20 protein-coding genes are annotated in these 18,554 nt (G+C 61.7%); 17 read left to right on the top strand and 3 right to left on the bottom strand.

Features of this window, described 5'->3' with window-relative positions:
* Positions 1-15 precede the first annotated feature (15 nt).
* The 3 genes from ACX5I6_RS05370 (at position 16) to ACX5I6_RS05360 (ending at position 2,899) form a co-directional block, all read left to right on the top strand.
* Positions 16-1,092 carry an alkene reductase gene (locus ACX5I6_RS05370; protein WP_461839746.1) on the top strand — a complete coding sequence of 359 codons (1,077 nt, stop codon included), beginning with the start codon at positions 16-18 and terminating at the stop codon, positions 1,090-1,092.
* Between the two features lie 14 nt (positions 1,093-1,106).
* Positions 1,107-1,865 (top strand): SDR family NAD(P)-dependent oxidoreductase, encoded by a 759-nt coding sequence (locus ACX5I6_RS05365; protein WP_461839745.1) that lies wholly within the window; start codon positions 1,107-1,109, stop codon positions 1,863-1,865.
* A 98-nt stretch (positions 1,866-1,963) separates the two neighbouring features.
* Positions 1,964-2,899: an MBL fold metallo-hydrolase gene (locus tag ACX5I6_RS05360; protein ID WP_461839744.1), complete on the top strand. Its 936-nt coding sequence runs from the start codon at positions 1,964-1,966 to the stop codon at positions 2,897-2,899.
* Between the two features lie 55 nt (positions 2,900-2,954).
* On the opposite strand, the gene ACX5I6_RS05355 is transcribed toward ACX5I6_RS05360, so the two are convergent.
* Positions 2,955-3,272, bottom strand: a complete 318-nt coding sequence (locus ACX5I6_RS05355) for an EthD family reductase (RefSeq protein WP_461839743.1) — start codon at positions 3,270-3,272, stop codon at positions 2,955-2,957.
* A gap of 10 nt (positions 3,273-3,282) precedes the next feature.
* Positions 3,283-4,842 carry an acyl-CoA carboxylase subunit beta gene (locus tag ACX5I6_RS05350; RefSeq protein WP_461839742.1) on the bottom strand — a complete coding sequence of 520 codons (1,560 nt, stop codon included), beginning with the start codon at positions 4,840-4,842 and terminating at the stop codon, positions 3,283-3,285.
* A gap of 130 nt (positions 4,843-4,972) precedes the next feature.
* Here ACX5I6_RS05350 and ACX5I6_RS05345 point away from each other — a divergent pair, with 130 nt between their 5' ends.
* Both ACX5I6_RS05345 and ACX5I6_RS05340 read left to right on the top strand, forming a co-directional pair.
* Positions 4,973-5,467, top strand: coding sequence for a MaoC/PaaZ C-terminal domain-containing protein (locus tag ACX5I6_RS05345; RefSeq protein WP_461839741.1), 495 nt, complete (start codon positions 4,973-4,975; stop codon positions 5,465-5,467).
* Between the two features lie 9 nt (positions 5,468-5,476).
* Complete coding sequence (locus ACX5I6_RS05340; protein WP_461839740.1) at positions 5,477-6,688, top strand: acyl-CoA dehydrogenase family protein; 1,212 nt, start codon at positions 5,477-5,479, stop codon at positions 6,686-6,688.
* A gap of 148 nt (positions 6,689-6,836) precedes the next feature.
* Here ACX5I6_RS05340 and ACX5I6_RS05335 read toward each other — a convergent pair whose 3' ends face one another.
* Complete coding sequence (locus tag ACX5I6_RS05335; protein WP_461839739.1) at positions 6,837-7,286, bottom strand: cupin domain-containing protein; 450 nt, start codon at positions 7,284-7,286, stop codon at positions 6,837-6,839.
* A 324-nt stretch (positions 7,287-7,610) separates the two neighbouring features.
* On the opposite strand from ACX5I6_RS05335, the gene ACX5I6_RS05330 reads away from it, so the two are divergent.
* The 12 genes from ACX5I6_RS05330 (at position 7,611) to ACX5I6_RS05275 (ending at position 18,550) form a co-directional block, all read left to right on the top strand.
* Positions 7,611-8,708, top strand: a complete 1,098-nt coding sequence (locus ACX5I6_RS05330; protein WP_461839738.1) for a substrate-binding domain-containing protein — start codon at positions 7,611-7,613, stop codon at positions 8,706-8,708.
* Positions 8,709-8,710: 2 nt separating this feature from the next.
* Positions 8,711-11,233, top strand: a complete 2,523-nt coding sequence (locus ACX5I6_RS05325; protein WP_461839737.1) for an ATP-binding cassette domain-containing protein — start codon at positions 8,711-8,713, stop codon at positions 11,231-11,233.
* A gap of 1 nt (position 11,234) precedes the next feature.
* Positions 11,235-12,272, top strand: a complete 1,038-nt coding sequence (locus ACX5I6_RS05320; protein ID WP_461839736.1) for an ABC transporter permease — start codon at positions 11,235-11,237, stop codon at positions 12,270-12,272.
* Positions 12,273-12,296: 24 nt separating this feature from the next.
* On the top strand, positions 12,297-12,485 hold the full coding sequence (locus ACX5I6_RS05315) for a hypothetical protein (RefSeq protein ID WP_461839735.1): 189 nt from the start codon (positions 12,297-12,299) through the stop codon (positions 12,483-12,485).
* Positions 12,404-13,009 carry a nitrile hydratase subunit beta gene (gene nthB / locus ACX5I6_RS05310; protein WP_461839734.1) on the top strand — a complete coding sequence of 202 codons (606 nt, stop codon included), beginning with the start codon at positions 12,404-12,406 and terminating at the stop codon, positions 13,007-13,009. The genes ACX5I6_RS05315 and nthB overlap by 82 nt, the downstream gene beginning before the upstream one ends.
* Positions 13,009-13,629 carry a nitrile hydratase subunit alpha gene (gene nthA / locus ACX5I6_RS05305; protein ID WP_461839733.1) on the top strand — a complete coding sequence of 207 codons (621 nt, stop codon included), beginning with the start codon at positions 13,009-13,011 and terminating at the stop codon, positions 13,627-13,629. Before nthB ends, nthA begins: the two co-directional genes overlap by 1 nt.
* Positions 13,626-13,997 (top strand): nitrile hydratase accessory protein, encoded by a 372-nt coding sequence (locus tag ACX5I6_RS05300; RefSeq protein ID WP_461839732.1) that lies wholly within the window; start codon positions 13,626-13,628, stop codon positions 13,995-13,997. Before nthA ends, ACX5I6_RS05300 begins: the two co-directional genes overlap by 4 nt.
* Positions 13,997-14,218, top strand: a complete 222-nt coding sequence (locus tag ACX5I6_RS05295; RefSeq protein WP_461839731.1) for a hypothetical protein — start codon at positions 13,997-13,999, stop codon at positions 14,216-14,218. Before ACX5I6_RS05300 ends, ACX5I6_RS05295 begins: the two co-directional genes overlap by 1 nt.
* Complete coding sequence (locus tag ACX5I6_RS05290) at positions 14,215-15,654, top strand: amidase (RefSeq protein ID WP_461839730.1); 1,440 nt, start codon at positions 14,215-14,217, stop codon at positions 15,652-15,654. The genes ACX5I6_RS05295 and ACX5I6_RS05290 overlap by 4 nt, the downstream gene beginning before the upstream one ends.
* 7 nt (positions 15,655-15,661) lie before the next feature.
* Positions 15,662-16,039, top strand: coding sequence for a HoxN/HupN/NixA family nickel/cobalt transporter (locus ACX5I6_RS05285; RefSeq protein WP_461839729.1), 378 nt, complete (start codon positions 15,662-15,664; stop codon positions 16,037-16,039).
* Positions 15,960-17,147, top strand: a complete 1,188-nt coding sequence (locus ACX5I6_RS05280) for a discoidin domain-containing protein (RefSeq protein ID WP_461839728.1) — start codon at positions 15,960-15,962, stop codon at positions 17,145-17,147. Before ACX5I6_RS05285 ends, ACX5I6_RS05280 begins: the two co-directional genes overlap by 80 nt.
* Before the next feature lie 650 nt (positions 17,148-17,797).
* Positions 17,798-18,550, top strand: a complete 753-nt coding sequence (locus ACX5I6_RS05275; RefSeq protein WP_461839727.1) for an IclR family transcriptional regulator — start codon at positions 17,798-17,800, stop codon at positions 18,548-18,550.
* Positions 18,551-18,554: the final 4 nt, after the last annotated feature.

Raw genomic sequence — 18,554 nt, 5'->3', positions numbered from 1 at the left:
GAGACTTTTAAGCCAGTGGTCCTTGGCGGCCAGGTTCTGCCCAACCGCATTGTCCTGCCACCACTCACCCGCAGCCGGGCGAACGACGATGGCACGCCCACTGAGCTCATGTCCCGCTATTACCGCCAGCGCGCCAGCGCCGGCCTGGTCATTTGCGAAGGCACCGTCGTCTCTCCCCAGGGGGCCTCCTATGCCCGCGTGCCCGGCCTCTATTCCCAGGCCCAGGTAGATGCCTGGCGGCCGGTGGTCGCAGCGGCAAAATCCAACGGAGCCGCCGTTTACGCCCAGCTTTGGCACGTGGGACGACAGGCTCATTCTTCCGTCCAGCCGGACGGCCTGCCCCCCATGGCCCCGTCGCCCATCCCCATCCTCGACTGGAAGTATCGAAGCCCGCACGGGAGGATCCCTTTTGAGACGCCAAGGGAACTGAGCGCTGAAGGCATCGCTGAGATTGTGGGGCAGTTTGCAGGCGCGGCGCGAAATTCGCGCGAGGCCGGCTTCGACGGGGTCGAACTGCACGCCGCCAACGGCTACCTGTTCGACCAGTTCCTGAATTCGGGGTCGAATGTGCGAACTGACAGGTACGGCGGGCCGGTCGAGAACCGGCTTCGTTTCGTCAATGAGGTCCTCGATGCTGTGGGCCAGATCCTGCCGCTCAGTCGGGTCGGTATCCGGCTGTCCCCGTCCTCGAGCTGGATGGACGTGACGGACCCCGACAAGAAGTCCCTGTATTCGGCACTGATCCGCAATGTGAACGCCCGCGGGCTGGCCTACCTGCATCTGGTGGAACCCGGCATCGCAGGCTCCCTGAGCGTTAATTCGGACCCGGAGTCCATTCCCAGCGCAGACCTTGCCCGCCTCTTTGACGGTCCGGTGATCATCACCGGTGGCCTGTCTGCAGAAACGGCAGCTGCATTGGTTGCCGCCGGTGTCGCGGATCTGGTCGGTTTTGGCCGGCTGTTTATCGCCAACCCCGACCTTCCCCACCGGTTCCGCCACGGTTCCGCTCTGGCTGAAGTCCGCTCCGATGGGCTGTATTCCGGCGAAGAAGCCGGCTACACGGACTATCCGCACATCCATGCCCCCGAATGACACCTGGAGAGTCAATGCAAACGCGTAGCTTGAACGTCCTTATTACCGGCGCCGCCGGCGGCATGTGCCGCGGCATCAACAAGAGATTGGCGGCCGCGGGACACACGCTGGTGTGCGTGGATCTTGATCTGGAGCGGTGCCAGGCCGCCGCGGAAGAACTCCGGCGCCAAGGCGCCCAGGCCTTTGCCTTCGCGGCCGATGTCACCCGGGAGGAAGAGATCGAAAGACTCCGCCGGGACGTCCGTGCAGAGGTGGGCGACATTCATGCCATAGTCAACGCAGCCGGCATCCTCGACCGAAAAATGCTTCTCGACCACGACGTGGCGTCGTTCACGCGTGCCATCAATATCAACCTGATCGGCCCCTTTGCCCTGATCCGCGCCTACGCAGAGGAACTTCTGGCAGCCGGTTGGGGAAGGATCGTGAACATCTCATCCATTGCAGGCACCCGAGGCTACCCCTACCCGAGCTACGCGGCCTCCAAGGCCGGGCTGTCCAACCTCACCCGCTCGCTGCTCATGGATTTCTGGGGTACCGGGATCACTGTCAATTCAGTGTGCCCCGGTGTCGTGGACACACCCATGGTCGTCCAGGCGGTGAGGGACCAGATCGCTCACAAGGTACCGACCGGTCAAATCATTGACCCCGACGAAATCGGCGCCGTCGTGGCCTTCCTCCTGACGGAGGACGCACGAAGCATCAACGGAGCCGATCTGGTTGTTGATGGTGGGGCGACTCAGCTGTTCCGGCTTTTCGACCCCGCGGCCGTTTGATGGGCGTAACGGTTGAGATCACCGGGACGCGGCAACGGGAGGCATGGCAACAAAAGTTACTGCCACCGGTAGAGCTAGTAGCTGACGGAGTATGGTCAGTGCCGATCGTGTTCCCGGGGAACCCGATGCGCTACACGCTGAGTTATGTTCTGGTTGAGGGCGATGAATGCCTCGTAGTGGATCCCGGATTCGACAGCCAGAAAGGGTACCGGCAGCTGCAGTCCGGACTCGCACAGGCCGGCCTTGGGCTGCGGGATGTCACCGGGATCCTGGCCACCCATTTCCACACCGACCACTTGGGCATGGCCAAGCGCCTCGCGCGCGACTCAGGGGCGTGGATTGGACTGGGGCGGGCGGAAACGCGCAATATTTCGATCTTCGAAGACGCACAGGCGGAGTCGGAAGCCGACAAGGCCAGAATGCGCGGATGGGGCGTTCCCGAAGACAGGGTCCCGGAAGCTGCACTGGACGTTGCGGGGCTGATGCATCTGCGGGGACTCGCAGACCCGGACATCCGTCTCGCTGATGGAGAGAGGGTACCGTTTGGGCAGCGCTCCCTCATGGTGATCGAGACGCCGGGCCACACCCCGGGGCATATCTGCCTCCGGGACGCGGAGCGGGAGATCTTCCTGAGCGGAGACCACGTACTTCCAAGGATCACTCCCAACGTCTCGTTGGAGATCCGCGGCGACAAGGATCCGCTCCGCCACTGCCTGGAGTCTCTGGAGCGCATTGAAGCCGATGACCACTTTGAGGTTCTCCCCGCCCACGAATACCGCTTCCGGGGTTTGGCGCAGCGCGCAAGGGCCCTCCATCAGCACGCGTTGGAGCGGACGGCGGAAGTGATGCTCGCCCTGACGTTCCACGATGAGGCCACAGTCTGGGACGTAGCTTCAAGCCTGAGCTGGTCCAGGGGCTTTGACTCTCTCTCCGGACTGCAGCTCCGGCTGGCGCTGAGTGAAACGGCCGCACATCTGCAGTACCTGTCTACCCTTGGCGTCCGCGACGGCGTGCCTGGACTCCCTGCTGTCTAAACCTGAAAAGCACGCCTCCCTTGTGGGGAGGCGTGCTTTTTCCGTGTGGGAACCTCTACCCGTTCAGGTCGATTTCCCGCTCCTCGGCAAGAAACCATTGAACGTTGTCCAGGAACTCGTGCTCGTGGGCGAACAGCTCCTTGGCTTCATCTCCGGCATATGCCTTCCTGACGTCCGCGACGGAGTCAAACCACAGTTCGGCCATGCCGCTGAACGGCCAGGTCTTGGCGTGGTCAATGGCAGGATTCTGCCGGTAGCGCCGAATCCCCGGCAGACGCCTGACGAAGGCAGGATGCTCGACGTTCCAGAGCCGGATAAATTCCTCGCGGCTCAAATCGGGCTTGGCGGTGATGACAGCAACGACTTTAATCACGCACGTTTCCTTAGACAGGGGTGACGGCCTGGCGCCGCTCCACCGGCACGGTCTTACGGCGGCCGTAAAGGTCAAGACGGTTCATCAGGTCCGCACGCAGGTCATTGGCGGGAACGACCGCCTCGACTGCGTTGGCATTGGCAATCTTGAAGACGTCGATGCCCTCGGCGTATTCGCTGTGCTTCTCCATGATGAACTTCTTGCGTTCCTCCGGATCCTCAATCTCGTGGATCTGGTTGTAGTAGACCCCGTTGACGGCAGCGTCAGGGCCCATCAGGGCCGGCCGGGCGGTCGGGAGGGCGATGACGGCGTCAGGGTTCATCGGGGCTCCGGACATGGCCAAGTAGCCGCCGCCGTAGGCCTTGCGCACCAGCACTGTAATACGCGGCACACGGCACTCCGAGACAGCGAAGATCATCTTGGCGCCGTGACGAATGATCCCCTGGCGTTCCACGGCCGAGCCGATCATGTAGCCCGCGATGTCGACCAAGAAGATGATCGGAATGTTGTAGGCGTTGCAGATCCAGATGAATCGCGCAGCCTTGTCCGAGGAATCCGGGAAAATCGAACCGCCCATGTGCTTGGGCTGGTTGCCGACGAGGCCCACCGGGCGCCCGCCGATCCTTGCGAACCCGGTCAGCATTTCGGGAGCGAACAGCTCCTTGTACGGGAACCAGCTGCCTTCATCGACAAGGGACTCAACAAACTCTTCCATGTCGAAGACCTCAGCCTCGCGAAGCGGCACGATCTCCTGCAGTGACCGGCCCGGGCGCGGGTCCGTGGACGGTGCAACGGGTGCAGGCAATTCCCAGCTCGCCGGGAGAAAACTGAGCCAGACGCGGATGGCGGCGATAGCCTCGGCGTCGTCCTCGACGAGAACATCACCCAGCCCTGAAACCGTGCAGTGCATCTCCGCCCCGCCCATCTCCTCCAGGGTGACCTTCTCCCCCGTGACCATCTCTGCCAGGCGCGGCGAGCCAAGATACGCGGTCGCATGCCCGCGGACCATGATCGTCAGATCACAAAGAGCGGGAACATAGGCTGAACCTGCCGGGGAGGGTCCGAACAGGGCGCATACCTGCGGCACGCGGCCGGAGATCTGAACCTGGTTGTAGAAGATGTTGCCCCAGGCATGGCGGCCGGCGAAGCTTTCGAACTGCTCGTCGATACGCGCACCAGCTGAATCAAACAGGTAGACGATCGGGATGCCGGCGGCGTTGGACTTTTCCTGCGCAGCGGTGATCTTCTCGAACGTACGGTTGCCCCACGTCCCAGCCTTCACGCTGTAGTCGTTGGCGATCACGCATACCTGGCGTCCGTCGACCTTGCCGAAGGCGGTGACGACGGCATCACCGGGAAGCCCGTCCTCGAAGCGGGCCAGCAGACCGTCCTCGGTGTACTCGTTATCGTCGAACAGCAGGGCCAGTCGCTCGCGGACCAGAAGTTTCCCCGACTCCACGATCTTGCGGCGGTTCTTCTCTGAACCACCGAGGCGTGCTGTACCGAGCTTCTCGACGAGAAGCTCATGTACCGTCGGGGCCTGGACCTCCGGGGTGATGGTTGTGCTCATGCGGGCCTCCCAATAGGAAAAGCAAAAATATTTACCCCTCTAGTATACGAACAAGCGTTCGCTAGTCTAGTCTTGATTCATCGGAATTTACCGCCAGCGGCAATGAAGCCGCCCGTCCCGAGGGGGAGATATGCAAGACACCGCCGCATCCGGAACCGATCAGGGCATCAAGGAAGTAAAAGGCCGGCCCGATCACTACTGGGACGCCCTGGTGGAGGGCGACCGGATCGACAGCCCCGCAATCACAGTTACCGAAGCCCATTTGGTGCAGTGGGCCGGCCTGACAGGCGACTGGGTATCCCTGCACCTGGATGCCGAATACGCCGCCACCACACCCTTCGGACAGCGCATCGGCCACGGGCCACTGACCCTGGCGGTCGGGCTCGGTCTCATGACCCAGACCGGATATTTCACCAATGTCGTCGCCTGGCTCGGACTCGACGAAGTTCGAGCCGTTCAGCCGGTGTTCATCGGTGACACCATCCACGCGGAAGTAACGGTGCGGACGGCGCGGGCAACCAAACGCCCTGACGCCGGCATCTGGACCCTGGACTACACCATAGTGAAGCAGGACGGCACCACCGTGATGACCTTCACCACCAGCCTGATGATCAAGAGGCGCTGACCGGTGGCCGTGGAACGCAGAGTCGGAACACCTCTGCCCGCGCCCCAGGCGGCCGCGGGAACACGCTCCCGCCGCGAACAACCCCGCGCTGCTAGCCTGCGGACGCGTGTCCGTGCCCTACTGGACGAGCACGTCACCCAGGAACGGCTCCGCCACTTCGATGAAGCCGAAGAATACGACCTGGAACTCTATAGGGAATTGGGCAAGGCCGGGTTGCTCGCTCTTGAGGACGACGCACACCCTGGCCACCCCTCACATGTCAGTCAGACCGTCGTGCTCGAGGAACTGGCGGCGGGCCCCACATCGGTCGCGGTCAGCATGGTCGTGCAATACATGGGCGTGCAACTGCTGCATTCCCACGGGACCGCCGACCACAAGGGGCGGTTCCTCGATCCCCTGCAGAAGGCCGAAGCCCGCATGTCCTTTGCCCTGAGCGAGCCGGGCGGGGGTACGGATGTTGCCCGCGCCATGCAGACAATGGCCATCCGTCGCCCGGATGGCAGCTACTCCATTACCGGCCGGAAAAAGTGGATCGGCGGGGCCATGGATGCGGATTTCCTTGTCGTGCTGGCCCGAACGGGCAGCGCCGGCTCTGCCATTGACGGGATAACCACGTTCCTCGTACCCCGGAGCACGCCCGGCATCCGGACCGAGGAGATCCCGACGATGGGAATCCGGGCCTTGGCCCAGTGCGATGTCTACTTCGACGACGTCCGCGTACCCGGGGAATTGGTCCTGGGCGAAGTGGGCAAGGGATTCCGACAGGTCCTGGGCACATTGAACGGCGAACGACTGAATGCTGCCGCCGTCGCACTGGGCATCGCCCAAGCGGCACTTGACGCCGCAGTCGCGTGGTCGAAAACCCGTGAGGCGTTCGGGCATCCCATCGGGCACTTCCAGTCCCTGCAGCACAGCCTGGTGAACGCGGGTCTCAGCGTCGAATCCGCAAGGTTGCTGCTTCGGGAGGCGGCCGAGTCTTCGGACGCCCATGATTCGCCGGATGAAACGCTCTCCGCCATGGCCAAACTGGGCGCCTCGAACGCAGCCACCCAGGCGACCGACGCCGGAATGCGCCTTATGGCCGGCTGGGGCTTCGCACGCGAGCTTCCGATGCAGCGGTATTTCCGGGATGCCCGCCTGTACACATTCGCCCCGCTCACCGATGAGATGATGCGGAACTTCCTCGGCGAAAAGTTGCTGGGACTGCCCCGCTCCTACTAAGCAGCCCCGCACAACCTGCGAGCCCGGCACGACCCGGACATCCGACAAATGAAACTCCGCACGGCATACCGGGCGGAGTTTCATTTGTTTGGCCGTGCGTGCCCCGTTCCGGCATCCAACCAGAACGGGGACCGGCGGAACGGTTCTTCTATGACTGGTAGTCGATTTCCAGGTCGAAGACTTCCTGGTCCTTGAGGTTGACCACGATGTTGTCCGGGGTCCGGGTGGTCATCCAGATCAGTTCCTCGGTCTTGGATGCGTTGCCCTCGATGTGGGGCATGTAGGGAGGCACAAAAACGAAGTCGCCTTCCTCCAGGTAGACAATTTCGCCGTACCCTTCCCCGTAGCGAATGAATCCGCGACCCTTGAAGACGTAGCCGCCGGTCTGCGCCTCGCCGTGGTGGTGCGGATCGGAAACTTCGCCCGGACCCGTGTAGACCTTGCCGAACCAGATGTGGTCGGCGGCGCTGTTTTCCTTGCTGACACCGGAGATGCGCCGGGCATGGAGCGTCTGACCCGGAGCTGCTTCCAGATCTGCTGCACGGTTGACCCTGAAGATGTCGGTGTTCTTGTTGATGTCGAAGGCGACGTCTGTCATCGCTGATCCTTTCGAGGTGACTTCGCTGGCACGTCTTTCCCTCCAAGGAGGCTGAAGGGAGCGCTAATTCCAGTATCCCGGTGAAGCCTCCCATGGTCAAGACAAACGTTCGTTCGTGGTTTCATATATGTTTCACGCCCGCCCTTTCGAAACATCTTTGTTAATTCGTGAGGAAAGTCACGATCTCCCTTGACATGCGACTGTTGCGCGGACCACACTCATTTATACGAACAAGCGCTCGTACTGAAAGCTTCTCGGGACAACGACGTACCCCGCTCTCGGACGCCCTTGTCCCCAAGACACACAGATGGAAGTGAAAAATCGATGAAAGCAACGACCCGCGTGGCCCTGCCTGCAGCTGTCCTGACCGCCGTAGCGCTCCTGGCCACGGGCTGCGCCAGCACCGAAACGAACACCGGCGCCGCGGCCGCGCAGCAGACCGGCGCGACGACCTTCGGCACAGGCGATATCACCCAGTACTGCCCGAAGGAACCCACCAAGGTGGCTTATGCCAAGGGCAGCAACAACTCCTGGACCGCGATCACTCTCGCGGAAATCCGGGATGAAGCGTCCAAGTGCAAGACGATCACTGATGTCATCTTCACTGACGCCCAGGGAAACCAGCAGCAGGCAGTGTCCGACCTCAACGGGCTTGTCGCCCAGGGGGTGAAGGCCATCGTCGTGCAGCCGGAGTTCGGCCAGGCGCAGATCCCGTCCATTGCCGCCGCACACAACGCCGGCGTCGGAATTGTCCCGCTCATTTCAGATCCGGGCGGATCCCCGGGTACGGACTACTCCCAGGCCGTCCTTCAGGACTATGCAGGAGCCGGCAAGGATTGGGCGGACTGGCTGAACAAGACCGTCAAAAAAGGCACCGTTGCCTTCCTAGGCGGTACCCCGGGCGCCGCCTCGAGCGCATCGTTCTTCAACGGCCTCAAGGAAGCACTCAAGCAGTATCCGGACCTAAAGCTCGTCTCCGACTCCGTCATCGACACCAACTGGGACGCAGGACAGAAGAAGCGCGTCGTTTCGGGCCTGCTAGCCCAGCACGGCCGCATCGACGCCGTCGTCTCCGACTACGGACTGACTGACACCGGCGTCATCGAGGCCTACAAGGCCGCCGGCGTCAAGCTCCCTGCGCTTGCGACGCTGGCCAGCGGCAACGCGAACGGATGCCAGTGGAAGCAGGACAACTTCCAGTACCTGAGCCTCGACGAGACGACCACCCTGGGCCGGATCGCACTCCGGAAGGCCCTGGCCGCCGAGCAGAAGATAGAAAACAACGAACCAACAACCATCAGGCTCCCAATTTCCATCGACACGACCGCTGGAAAGAACCCGAAGTGCGAATCGACTCTGCCCCCGGATGCTGACCTGAGCTCCAAACTGTCGGTAGAGCAGCTCAAGAAACTGTTTGGATAATCATGACTCAGATAGCAACGGAACCCTCGGAGGCCGTGACGGCTGACGTCGTGCTGGAAGCCTCCGGGGTGTCCAAGAGATACCCCGGCGTTGTGGCTCTGGCCGACGTCGACCTGAGGGTCGTCGCCGGTGAGGTCCATGGCATCGTCGGTGAGAACGGCGCCGGAAAGTCCACCCTAATGGGTGTCGTATCAGGCTCGGTGGCACCGGACACAGGCAAGGTCTGTATCGCAGGCTCCGACCTGGCTCCTTTCGCCGCCTCGACGGCCAAAACACTTGGGCTGTCGATCGTCCGGCAGGAACCGGCACTGCTGCCGGATCTTTCGGTGGGCGAGAACCTGTTCCTGGGCATGCCGACGGAGCAGCGGCCGCCGGTGGCCAAGATTAACTCATGGGCAGCTGAGATTCTGGCCCGGTGGGACAAGGATTTTGCCCTGGACCCCCGGACTCGTGTTGAGCAGCTGCTTCCCGAACAACGGTTCATCGTCGAGATCTGCAGAGCACTGGCGTCCGGGCCGAAAGTCCTGGTTCTGGACGAGCCTACAGAGCACCTTGCCGCGGCAGACGTCGAAAAGCTCTTCACGCACGTACGCCGCATCGCTGCAGAAGGCACGGCCGTCATTTACATTTCCCACCGGATTCCTGAGATCAAGGCTATTGCCCGGCGGATTTCAGTCCTGCGCAACGGCCGTTCGCAAGGAACCTATGACGCGTCCGGGCTGAGCGAATCCGATATCGTCAATCTGATCGTTGGGCGGGTGCTCGAAGCGACTTTCCCGCCGAAGGGAAACCCGACCGGCACAACGACGCACCGGCTTCTCATCGATGGATTCACCGCACCCCGATTCACGAACATCGATTTGAAGGTCGCACCTGGCGAAGTCGTGGGCCTGGCAGGCATTGAAGGAAACGGGCAGCGTGACTTCCTGCGGGCCCTCGCAGGCATTGACCGCCATACAGGTCAGCTAAGCATCGACGGGAAACCTGCTTCAATTGCAAACACAACACAGGCCTCGGAAGCCGGTGTCGCGTATATCGCCCCGGACCGTCACCGAGAAGGCATCTTTGCGGGCCTTAGTGTCCGCGAAAACATCGCGGCCCGGAACCTGTCACGGTTCAGGACACGGGGCCTGATCTCGAGCAAGGCCGAAACAGCGGCGACTTCCCGCTATGCCAAGGAATTTGCCGTAAAAACTCCCGGCATCGAGACAGACATCGCTTCACTATCCGGCGGAAACCAGCAAAAAGCGGTCCTCGCGGGTGCCTTCGCTTCAGAGCCCAAAGTATTGCTTCTGGACGAGCCAACCCAGGGCGTCGATGTCGGAGCACGCAGTGAGATCTACACCCTCATCCGTGAACGTGCCACCGAGACCGGCATGGCAACAGTCGTTGTGTCCTCCGACGCCATGGAGCTCGCCGGCCTATGCGACCGGGTCCTCGTTTTCTCCCGCGGCAGGATCATTGCCGAATTCTCAGGCGACGACGTCTCCGAGGAACACATCACAGACGCAGCACTTCAGGCCACCGCTGTGCGGGAGAAGCCGAAACAACGCCACAACGCCTTCCTGGAATGGCTTTCAGGTGACTGGGCGCCGGCCGCACTGGTTGGCGCCGCGCTCGTCACCCTCGCTGTTATCGCCCAGATCAGCAACCCCCTGTTCCTCAGCCCGCTCAGCATTGCCAGCCTGCTGACCCTTGCGACAACACTGATCTTCGCTTCGCTCGCGCAGAATCTCGTGCTTCTGGTGGGGGGCATCGACCTGTCGGTGGGCCCCTTCATGGGTTTCCTTGTCGTTGTGATGTCCTTCTTCCTGGTCAACGGCACACCCGTCGCCGGCCAGTTGACCGGCTGGCTGCTCGTCATCGTGCTGCCGATAGTTCTTGGCCTGATCAACTGGGCGCTCAGTGACGTGGCGAAGATCCACCCCATGATCGCCACACTGGTTACATTCATGGCTCTACAGGCACTGTCCCTGATCCTCCGTCCCGTCCCGGGCGGCGTCATCAGCAGGAACATTACTGTCCCGTTGACCATGAAAATCGGTCCAATTCCGGTGGTCTTCATTGTCGCTGTACTCATCAGTGTCGTTCTTGGCTGGTGGCTGACACGAACTCGGGCCGGGGTCGTCCTGCGCGCCGTCGGTTCCCGTTCAGAGACCGCCAAGGTCAACGGCCTGCCTCCTGCGAAGGTCCGGTTGCTCGCATACGTTGGAGCGAGTCTCCTCGCCGCGCTGGGTGCAATCACGCTCATGGCCCAGCTGGGTTCCGGTGATCCCAACGCCGGCAGTTCCTACACCTTGTCCTCAATCAGTGCCGCGGTTATCGGCGGCGCCAGTCTTCTGGGCGGACGCGGATCATTCCTCGGCGCGCTCCTTGGCGCGCTGCTGATTCAGACAGCAATGTCGGTGACAACGTTCATGGGACTGGACTCAGCCTGGCAGTCATTCCTGCTCGGCGGACTGACGATTGTCGCCGTGGCCGGATACTCCAAGAGCCGGCAGCTCGTGAAAGTAGAGGCACACTGACATGGAAACAAACGTAAAGACGACGGTCGGCCTCCCACAGCCGGCAGGCACCGCTGTGCCGCGAAAGAAGCTCCCTCCATTCACAGCCATTGCCGTCGCGACAGTCCTTTTGTTCGCCATCAGCGCGAGCGTCGCACCTCGAACGATGTCCTCCATCTCGCTTCTTGCCATGCTCCCGTTTGCCGCGGTGCTGGCAGTCGCGGCTGTGGGACAGACCTTCGTTGTTCAACAACGGGGAATCGACCTGTCCGTCGGCGGCACGATCTCACTGGCCGCGATCACAGTCTCCGTTGTTCCCGCCCGGACCGGAATCCCGACGGTGGCCGCCGTTGTCCTTGCGCTGGTGCTATGTGCATTAGTCGGGGCACTCAACAGCATTCTGGTATCCAAACTGGCCATTACACCCTTGGTATCCACCCTCGCAATGAACGCACTGCTTACGGGCGCAGTGGTCCTGTACACCAAAGGGTCCCCTGCGACAGCGCCCCAGGATCTCTCCGACGTCGTATCCGCAAATTTCCTGGGCCTTCCTGCTCTTGTATGGTTCGCAGTGATTTTTGTGGCCATCATCGCCCTGTTTGCAAGCAGGACAGTCACTGGCCGCCAGTTCGTTCTGTCCGGGGCGAACCCGTCCTCGGCCACAATCTCGGCCATCAGGGTCGACAGGAATATTCTCCTTGCCTACATTGGCGGGGCACTATGCTACGGAACCGCGGGCGTCCTCCTGGCAGGATTCCTGCGGAACACAGCGGTCGGCGTTGGCAACAGCTACCTCATGTCAGTCATCGCCGTCGTAATCGTCGGTGGTACGCCATTGACCGGCGGCAAGGGAACGATCATCGGCACCGCGATCTCCGCATTGTTCCTTTCCCAGCTGATCCAGCTTGTCCTTACTTTGGGTGCACCAACTGCTTCGCAGCTGCTGATCCAGGCAGTCGCGATCGCCGTGGCCGCGATTCTCGGAGGCGTCAGCAGCCAGAAGATCCGCAGTTCCCTCGGCAAATTGGTTTCCAGAAAACAGCAGCCGGAGCATGCTTAACGACATGACCAAGGAGGGAACGACATGATCGGAATCCACGACCTTGGAGGCTTCGACAATCTCGGCCGGGTGCACCCTGAACACGACGGAAATTTCCATGAGGAATGGGAAAAGGTGACGTCGGTCTGCAGATGCTCGGCGCAGCCGTGGGTGACTGGACCGCGGATGAATACCGCCATTACATCGAGCTTATGCCTCCGGCCGACTACATGAATGCCTCCTACTACGTCCACTGGTTGGTGGCGCTCGAGGAGCTGTACACGAGCCGAGGGTTTATGACCAGGGACGAGCTGGCGAAGCGGCAGGAGGAGATTCGGGCCGGTGCGGAGCTGCCACCTCCCGCACCTATAGACCCGGAAGTCCCTGCTCGGCTCATAGCCGCCATGAAGCAGGCAGCCTTCCATGGAGGTGGTGTCAGAAAACCTGGTCCGGAACAGACCTTCGCCGTCGGGGATCGGGTCCGTGCGAAAACCCGTGCAATCCCGGGACATACACGGTTACAGCGATATGCATTCGGCATGTCAGGCGTCATCATTTCGTACAAGGGGGTCTACGCCCTGCCGGAGACAGCGGCAAAACGCGATGTTGAAACAGTATCGGAACCGGTCTACGGTGTGCGGTTTGAAGGAACGGATCTGTGGGGCGAGGGCGCCGAACCCGGCACCAGCGTCACCCTTGATCTCTGGGAGAGCTATATAGAACACGACGACCAGTCCACACAGAAAGGAGCCCACTAATGGGCGGCAACAACCACCCCTCAGAGCTGTCCGATGGGGAGGTCAGGGCCCGAGCCCTGGAATCCCTGCTGCGTGAGAAAGGAATTCTCCAGGGCGATGTAGTGGACGAAATCATCAGCGTCTACACCAGCGACATCGGGCCCCTCAACGGCGCCCGCGCAGTCGCTAAAGCCTGGACAGACCCGGATTTCAAAAAGCGCCTCCTCGAGAACGCCACGAAAGCGTTGGCGGAACTGGGTATCGGAGGAATGGAGGGCGAGAACATGATCGCCCTGGAAAACACCGACACGGTACACAACGTGGTCGTCTGTACACTCTGCTCCTGCTACCCATGGCCCGTTCTGGGTCTCCCTCCGACCTGGTGTAAGGACGCGCCTTATCGGGCACACGTGGTCCGTGAGCCGCGGGCCGTCCTCGCGGAATTCGGTACCAGCGTACCGGCTGACCGGGACGTCCGAGTCTGGGATAGCAACTCCGAGATCCGCTACTTCGTTCTGCCCCAGCGCCCTGCCGGGACCGACACCTTTAGCGAGGAACAACTTACGACACTCGTCCCGCGGGACTCGCTGATCGGTGTCACGGTTCTCCCGGACGTCACGGAATTGGCAGGTGCGCGATGACCAGCGAAGCACCCGTCTGCCAGACGCAGTCACCCGGGGCTGAGGTTGACCGCAATGTCTCATCAATGACAGAGGGTCTCGCCGTTCCGCGCAGCAACGGAGAACTGGTGTTCGACGCCCCATGGCAGAGCCGCGCTTTTGGCATGGCCGTCGGCCTCTCCCAAGCAGGGCTGTTCACGTGGGACAGCTTCCGTGCTGCCTTGGCGAAGGCCATCGCAGACAAGGGGTGGCTGGGCGTGGACGAGTACTATGCCCGCTGGCTCGATGCCCTGGAAGCTGTTCTGGAGTCCTCCGCCGGGCTCGACCATGAGGCGCTCCATCTCCGGGAAGAAGAATTCCGCACACACACCAGGGATGAGGTCTTCTGATGCCCGATTCCCCCCAAGGCGCCTCAGCTCCAAACCAAGCTGTCCGTCTCCTCGCCCGGGAGATCGGCGTTCCGATCGATCCCGCCGATTTCGGCATGATCGCCGGAATGGTCCAGGCGCTGTGGCGAAGCGGCGGAAGAATCAGATCGGCCTTCGACAACAATGTGTCAGTGATCCCCCTGACAGCAGTCCCTGACCACATCCCCGGAGTAAGTGAATGAGTTTGAGCCAGATCGTCCCTGGTGACATTGCCGAGGCAGCAGCCCTGATCCGCAACCGCGAAATCACATGTCGGGAACTCGTGGACGGGTACCTGGAGAGAGTAGAACTCGCTGAACCGACCATCAACGCCTTCATCACCATCGCCGCCCGTCAGGCCCGTGAATCTGCCGATGCTGCTGACGCGATGCTCCGCGCCGGTTACTCTCTCGGACCCCTGCACGGTTTGCCGGTAGGCGTCAAAGACAACATCGATACGGCAGGGATCAGGACGACGTCCGGTTCCGGGATGTTGCGGGATAACGTACCGTCCCGGGATGCGACGGTCGTGGACCGACTCAAGCGTGCGGGTGCCATCGTTATCGGCAAGACTAACCTCCACGAATTTGCCTGGGGCGGCAGCACCGAGAATGAACATTTTGGTGCAACAAAGAACCCGTGGGACATAGCCCGGAATGCCGCCGGCTCCAGCGGAGGCTCCGGCGCAGCAGTTGCTGCCGGCGAGTGTTTGTTCTCACTCGGAACTGACACCGGCGGATCCATCAGACTGCCCGCCGCTGCGGCGGGAATCTCCGGCCTTCGTCCTACCGTGGGACGTGTCAGCAATTCCGGCGTCATGCCACTTGCATGGACCATGGACACCGTCGGCCCGCTCGCCCGAACCGTGGACGACGTTGCTCTTGTCCACGGAGTAATCGCCGGTCACGACCCGGCAGACCAAGCATCTTCAGGGCGGACCGTCCCGGAGTTTGTCCGGCGTGCCCGCGGGTTACAGGGGGCACGCCTCGGCATCATCAAGGATTTCAGCCTTGCGAAGATGCAACCCGCGGTAGAGGAAGCGACCCGGAGTGCCTTGCATGAAATCCAGTCGGCTGGAGCCGAAATCGTCGAGGTTGATCTTGGGGATATCTCTCAGTTCTACGATGCCTGGCTGGCCATCCACGTCGCAGAACCCAGCGCCGTGCACCAGCAGAGGCTTCGGACCAACCCCGAGGCCTTCGGCGACGATGTCCGGGCCTTCCTGCAGGCGGGGGAATTCATACTCGCCACGGACTACATCCAAGCCCAGCGGTACCGCAGTCACCTCCGGGCAAGATTCCTGTCAGCCTTCGAGGGGATTGATGCGCTCCTGACACCCACCGCAGCGGCACCTGCCGCCCTGCTGGGGGCTTCACCTACTGCTTTTGCCAGCTCGCTGGTGGATCCTAACGGGGAACTGAACTTCTTCACGGGGCTTCCAAGCGTCCTGGCATTCCCGGCGCTCTCCGTTCCCTGTGGTTTCGCTGAGGATGTGCCTGTCGGCCTGCAAATCATTGGACGGCCCTACGACGAAGCCGGAATCCTGGCCATCGGATCCGCCTACCAGGCAGCTTCGGATTGGCACTCACACCGCGCGCCCCTGCTTCAATCCCTGGGCGCCGCCCCTCCAAAGGATTGAGAGCTGAGTGACTACTGCTCTGACGCTCGAAACACCCCTGGGTTCCGGATGGAAACGTCAGGAAAAGGCCAAGCTGACAGGCATCCTAGGTGTCATCGCGGCGTTGCACATAGGCGGAATCGTCCTCTACTTGGCTGGGCAAGGTCAGATAGCTGGGGCAAGCGGCCTGGTGGGAGCCGGGGTTTTGGCTTACGTGCTGGGCATGCGCCACGCCTTTGACGCTAATCATATAGCCGTCATTGACTACACCACCCGGGCCATGAGCTACAGGGGAAGCAGGCAGCACCATCGCCGTCCGTACCCTGATGTATCTGAGCCGCACCGGCTACAGCCCTGTAGGTCTCTTCCTGAGGACCAACGGCGAAGCACGCGTCGCGATAGGTAAGAACCCGGATGCACGGATTGAAATCCCGCTGCCCAACACCCATAACCAGTGGCGGTACGTCACTTTTGACGTGGATGCAGAAAAGTTGACCGGTATTGACCTCGGCGGGGAGAACCTGGCCTACCTCACTGTCGTCGGAACCGGCGTCAGCGTCGACTTCGACCACGTCAACCTTGAAGCGAAAAACCAACTGACGATTCCTCAGTTTTCCTCTGATGCCGCCACCCCGATTATCGGCCTGGCTGGAACGGAATTGAGTCTTTCGCTGTCCGCCACTGATGCAGCAGCCGAAGTGCTTCGCTACACAGCTTCCGGCCTGCCCGGGGGAGCGCGCCTTCATCCCGAGACCGGCATTCTGACCTGGAAGCCGAAAGCCTCCAGTATGGGAAGCCAAACCATCCAAGTCACTGCCGATGACGGGACCACCCTGGCAACACGTCCGGCCAACGTCGTGATTGCTGCCGACCGCCCATCAGCATTCGATCAGGCAATGGCCGGCTATGACCCGGCCTCCACCTACGTGGCTGCCTCGCTGGCAACCTTCATCACAGTCAGGGATGAGGTACGTGCGTCAATGGCCACAGACGGAGACAGCCAGTACATGGGGCAGCTTGTCAGGCTTCAGCAGGCAGTCAACGCCCTCCAGCTACTCACTCCTCGACTGACCGACGGATCCATCGATTACAGGGCAATGGTCGCCACCAATCCAACATCCGTTCAGCCGCGCAACTTGGTCGACGGGGACTTTAATACAACGACCGGTGACCTCCGGGCGCCCTTCAGTATCGACTTCGGCGCCGACTTCCGGGTATCAGCAGACGCGATCGGTCTGCAAGCGCGGTACAACTTCGCAAACCGATCAGAAGGCGCAAACGTGTATGGCTCCGAGGACGGGAGCATATGGACGCTCCTGACCGAACGGGCAACCACCAACACCACTGCGTCAGGCTTTGGAATGGAAACCATCCCCGTACGGAAAGTAGTGCGCGGCCAACAGTTCCGTTTCCTGAAAGTTCAGGTGGACAACCCAGGCGCACCGACAGACCCGGTATACCCGGGCATCTCATCATTCAGCGAGCTCCGTATCCACGGTGAGCGCCATGAGTAAGGCGCCTGGTAGATATCGGTCCTCCTCGATGAGCGTCGTTTTCAGAGAAGAGGGCTTCCCCACTATGGGAGACCTCCTCTCTGTCGTCCGGTCACGGACTCTGGAGGTCAAAGGGAAAGACACGCGCACAAGATTCGGGCGTCTCGCACTGTCCGTGAGTTCGTCCAGCTGGAGCCCATCCCGCCCTAACAACCACGGTCAGTGCCCTAGCCAAGCGCCAAGGCACCTACGAGGGCCGGACAAAGACCCTCACACGGGGAACGCGCGGCGGAACTTGTTCATCGCGCCGGCCCGGTATTCCGAAAAGTGGTCCGTGCCCGCGACTGCGCGGTCAGCAGGGCGACCGTCTACCAGTACCTGCTGCGCCACGCCAATCCCGAGTGAACCGCTCCCTGCTCGATCGGCCGTCATGCTGTAGTCGAACCGGCCGTAGCCTGACGGGAGGTCAATCGACCGCGTTTACGACCCGAGGGCAGAAACGATGTGCCGACTGCGCACAGCTACCGAGGCGGTAGTGCGATGGCAGTTCGACTGCGCCAGGGCCGATGACGTCGCACTGCAAAATGACAAAGAGCGTGCGCTGGCGACGGGAATCACCGAAAGGCCCGGAGGTCATCATGAGAGTCATTTCTACCTAGTAGAATTGGGTGATGATGACCAGCATGGAAAGGGCGGGCCGCGGCATGTCTGATGGTGTGGTTGAGGAGCGGAAGAAGGTCGACGCGGTGGAGCGTGCCCTTTCGATTCTTGGGGCTTTCGATGACCGGTCCCCTCGTCTGTCCCTGTCGGAAATTGCCAAGCGGACGGGGCTGTACCCGAGCACGACGCTGCGTCTGGCCGGTTCTTTGGAGTATTGGGGCTATCTGCGCCGGGATGCTGATGGGCACTTCCGATTGGGGCCGACGGTGCTGCGTCTGGGGTCCTTATACCAGGACTCATTTGACCTCGGTGGCGTGGTCCGGCCGGTGTTGAGGAATTTGAGTGAAGAGTCTGGTGAGACTGCTGCGTTTTACGTGCGCGAGGGCGACGATCGTGTCTGCCTCTACAGGCACCACTCCAGGCACCCCTTGCGGCATCACATTGACGAAGGGGTGCGCCTTCCGCTTGACCGCGGTGCTGGCGGGCATGTGCTTTCCGCCTATACCGGTGGCGATTCTGAGGTGCACCGCGCGGTCCGGGCTGAAGGTTTTCGGGTCTCCTTCGGGGAACGCGACCCGGAGACGGCGGCCGTTTCCGTTCCGGTGTTCGGCAGTGGTGGCTCCTTCCTGGGAGCCCTTACCTTGGTGGGAACCCGGACAAGGATCACAGATGAGGTCGTGCCGCAGCTTGTTGGGCTCCTGAAGGAAGCTGCAGTCCAATTGCAGGACGAGCTGGACGGTCGCCGGACTCCTGTCAGGGCCTAGCAGC

This window comes from Arthrobacter sp. MMS24-T111, from assembly GCF_054888995.1.
Note: the sequence above shows the minus strand (reverse complement) of the source record. Positions and strands in the feature narration are given on the sequence as shown.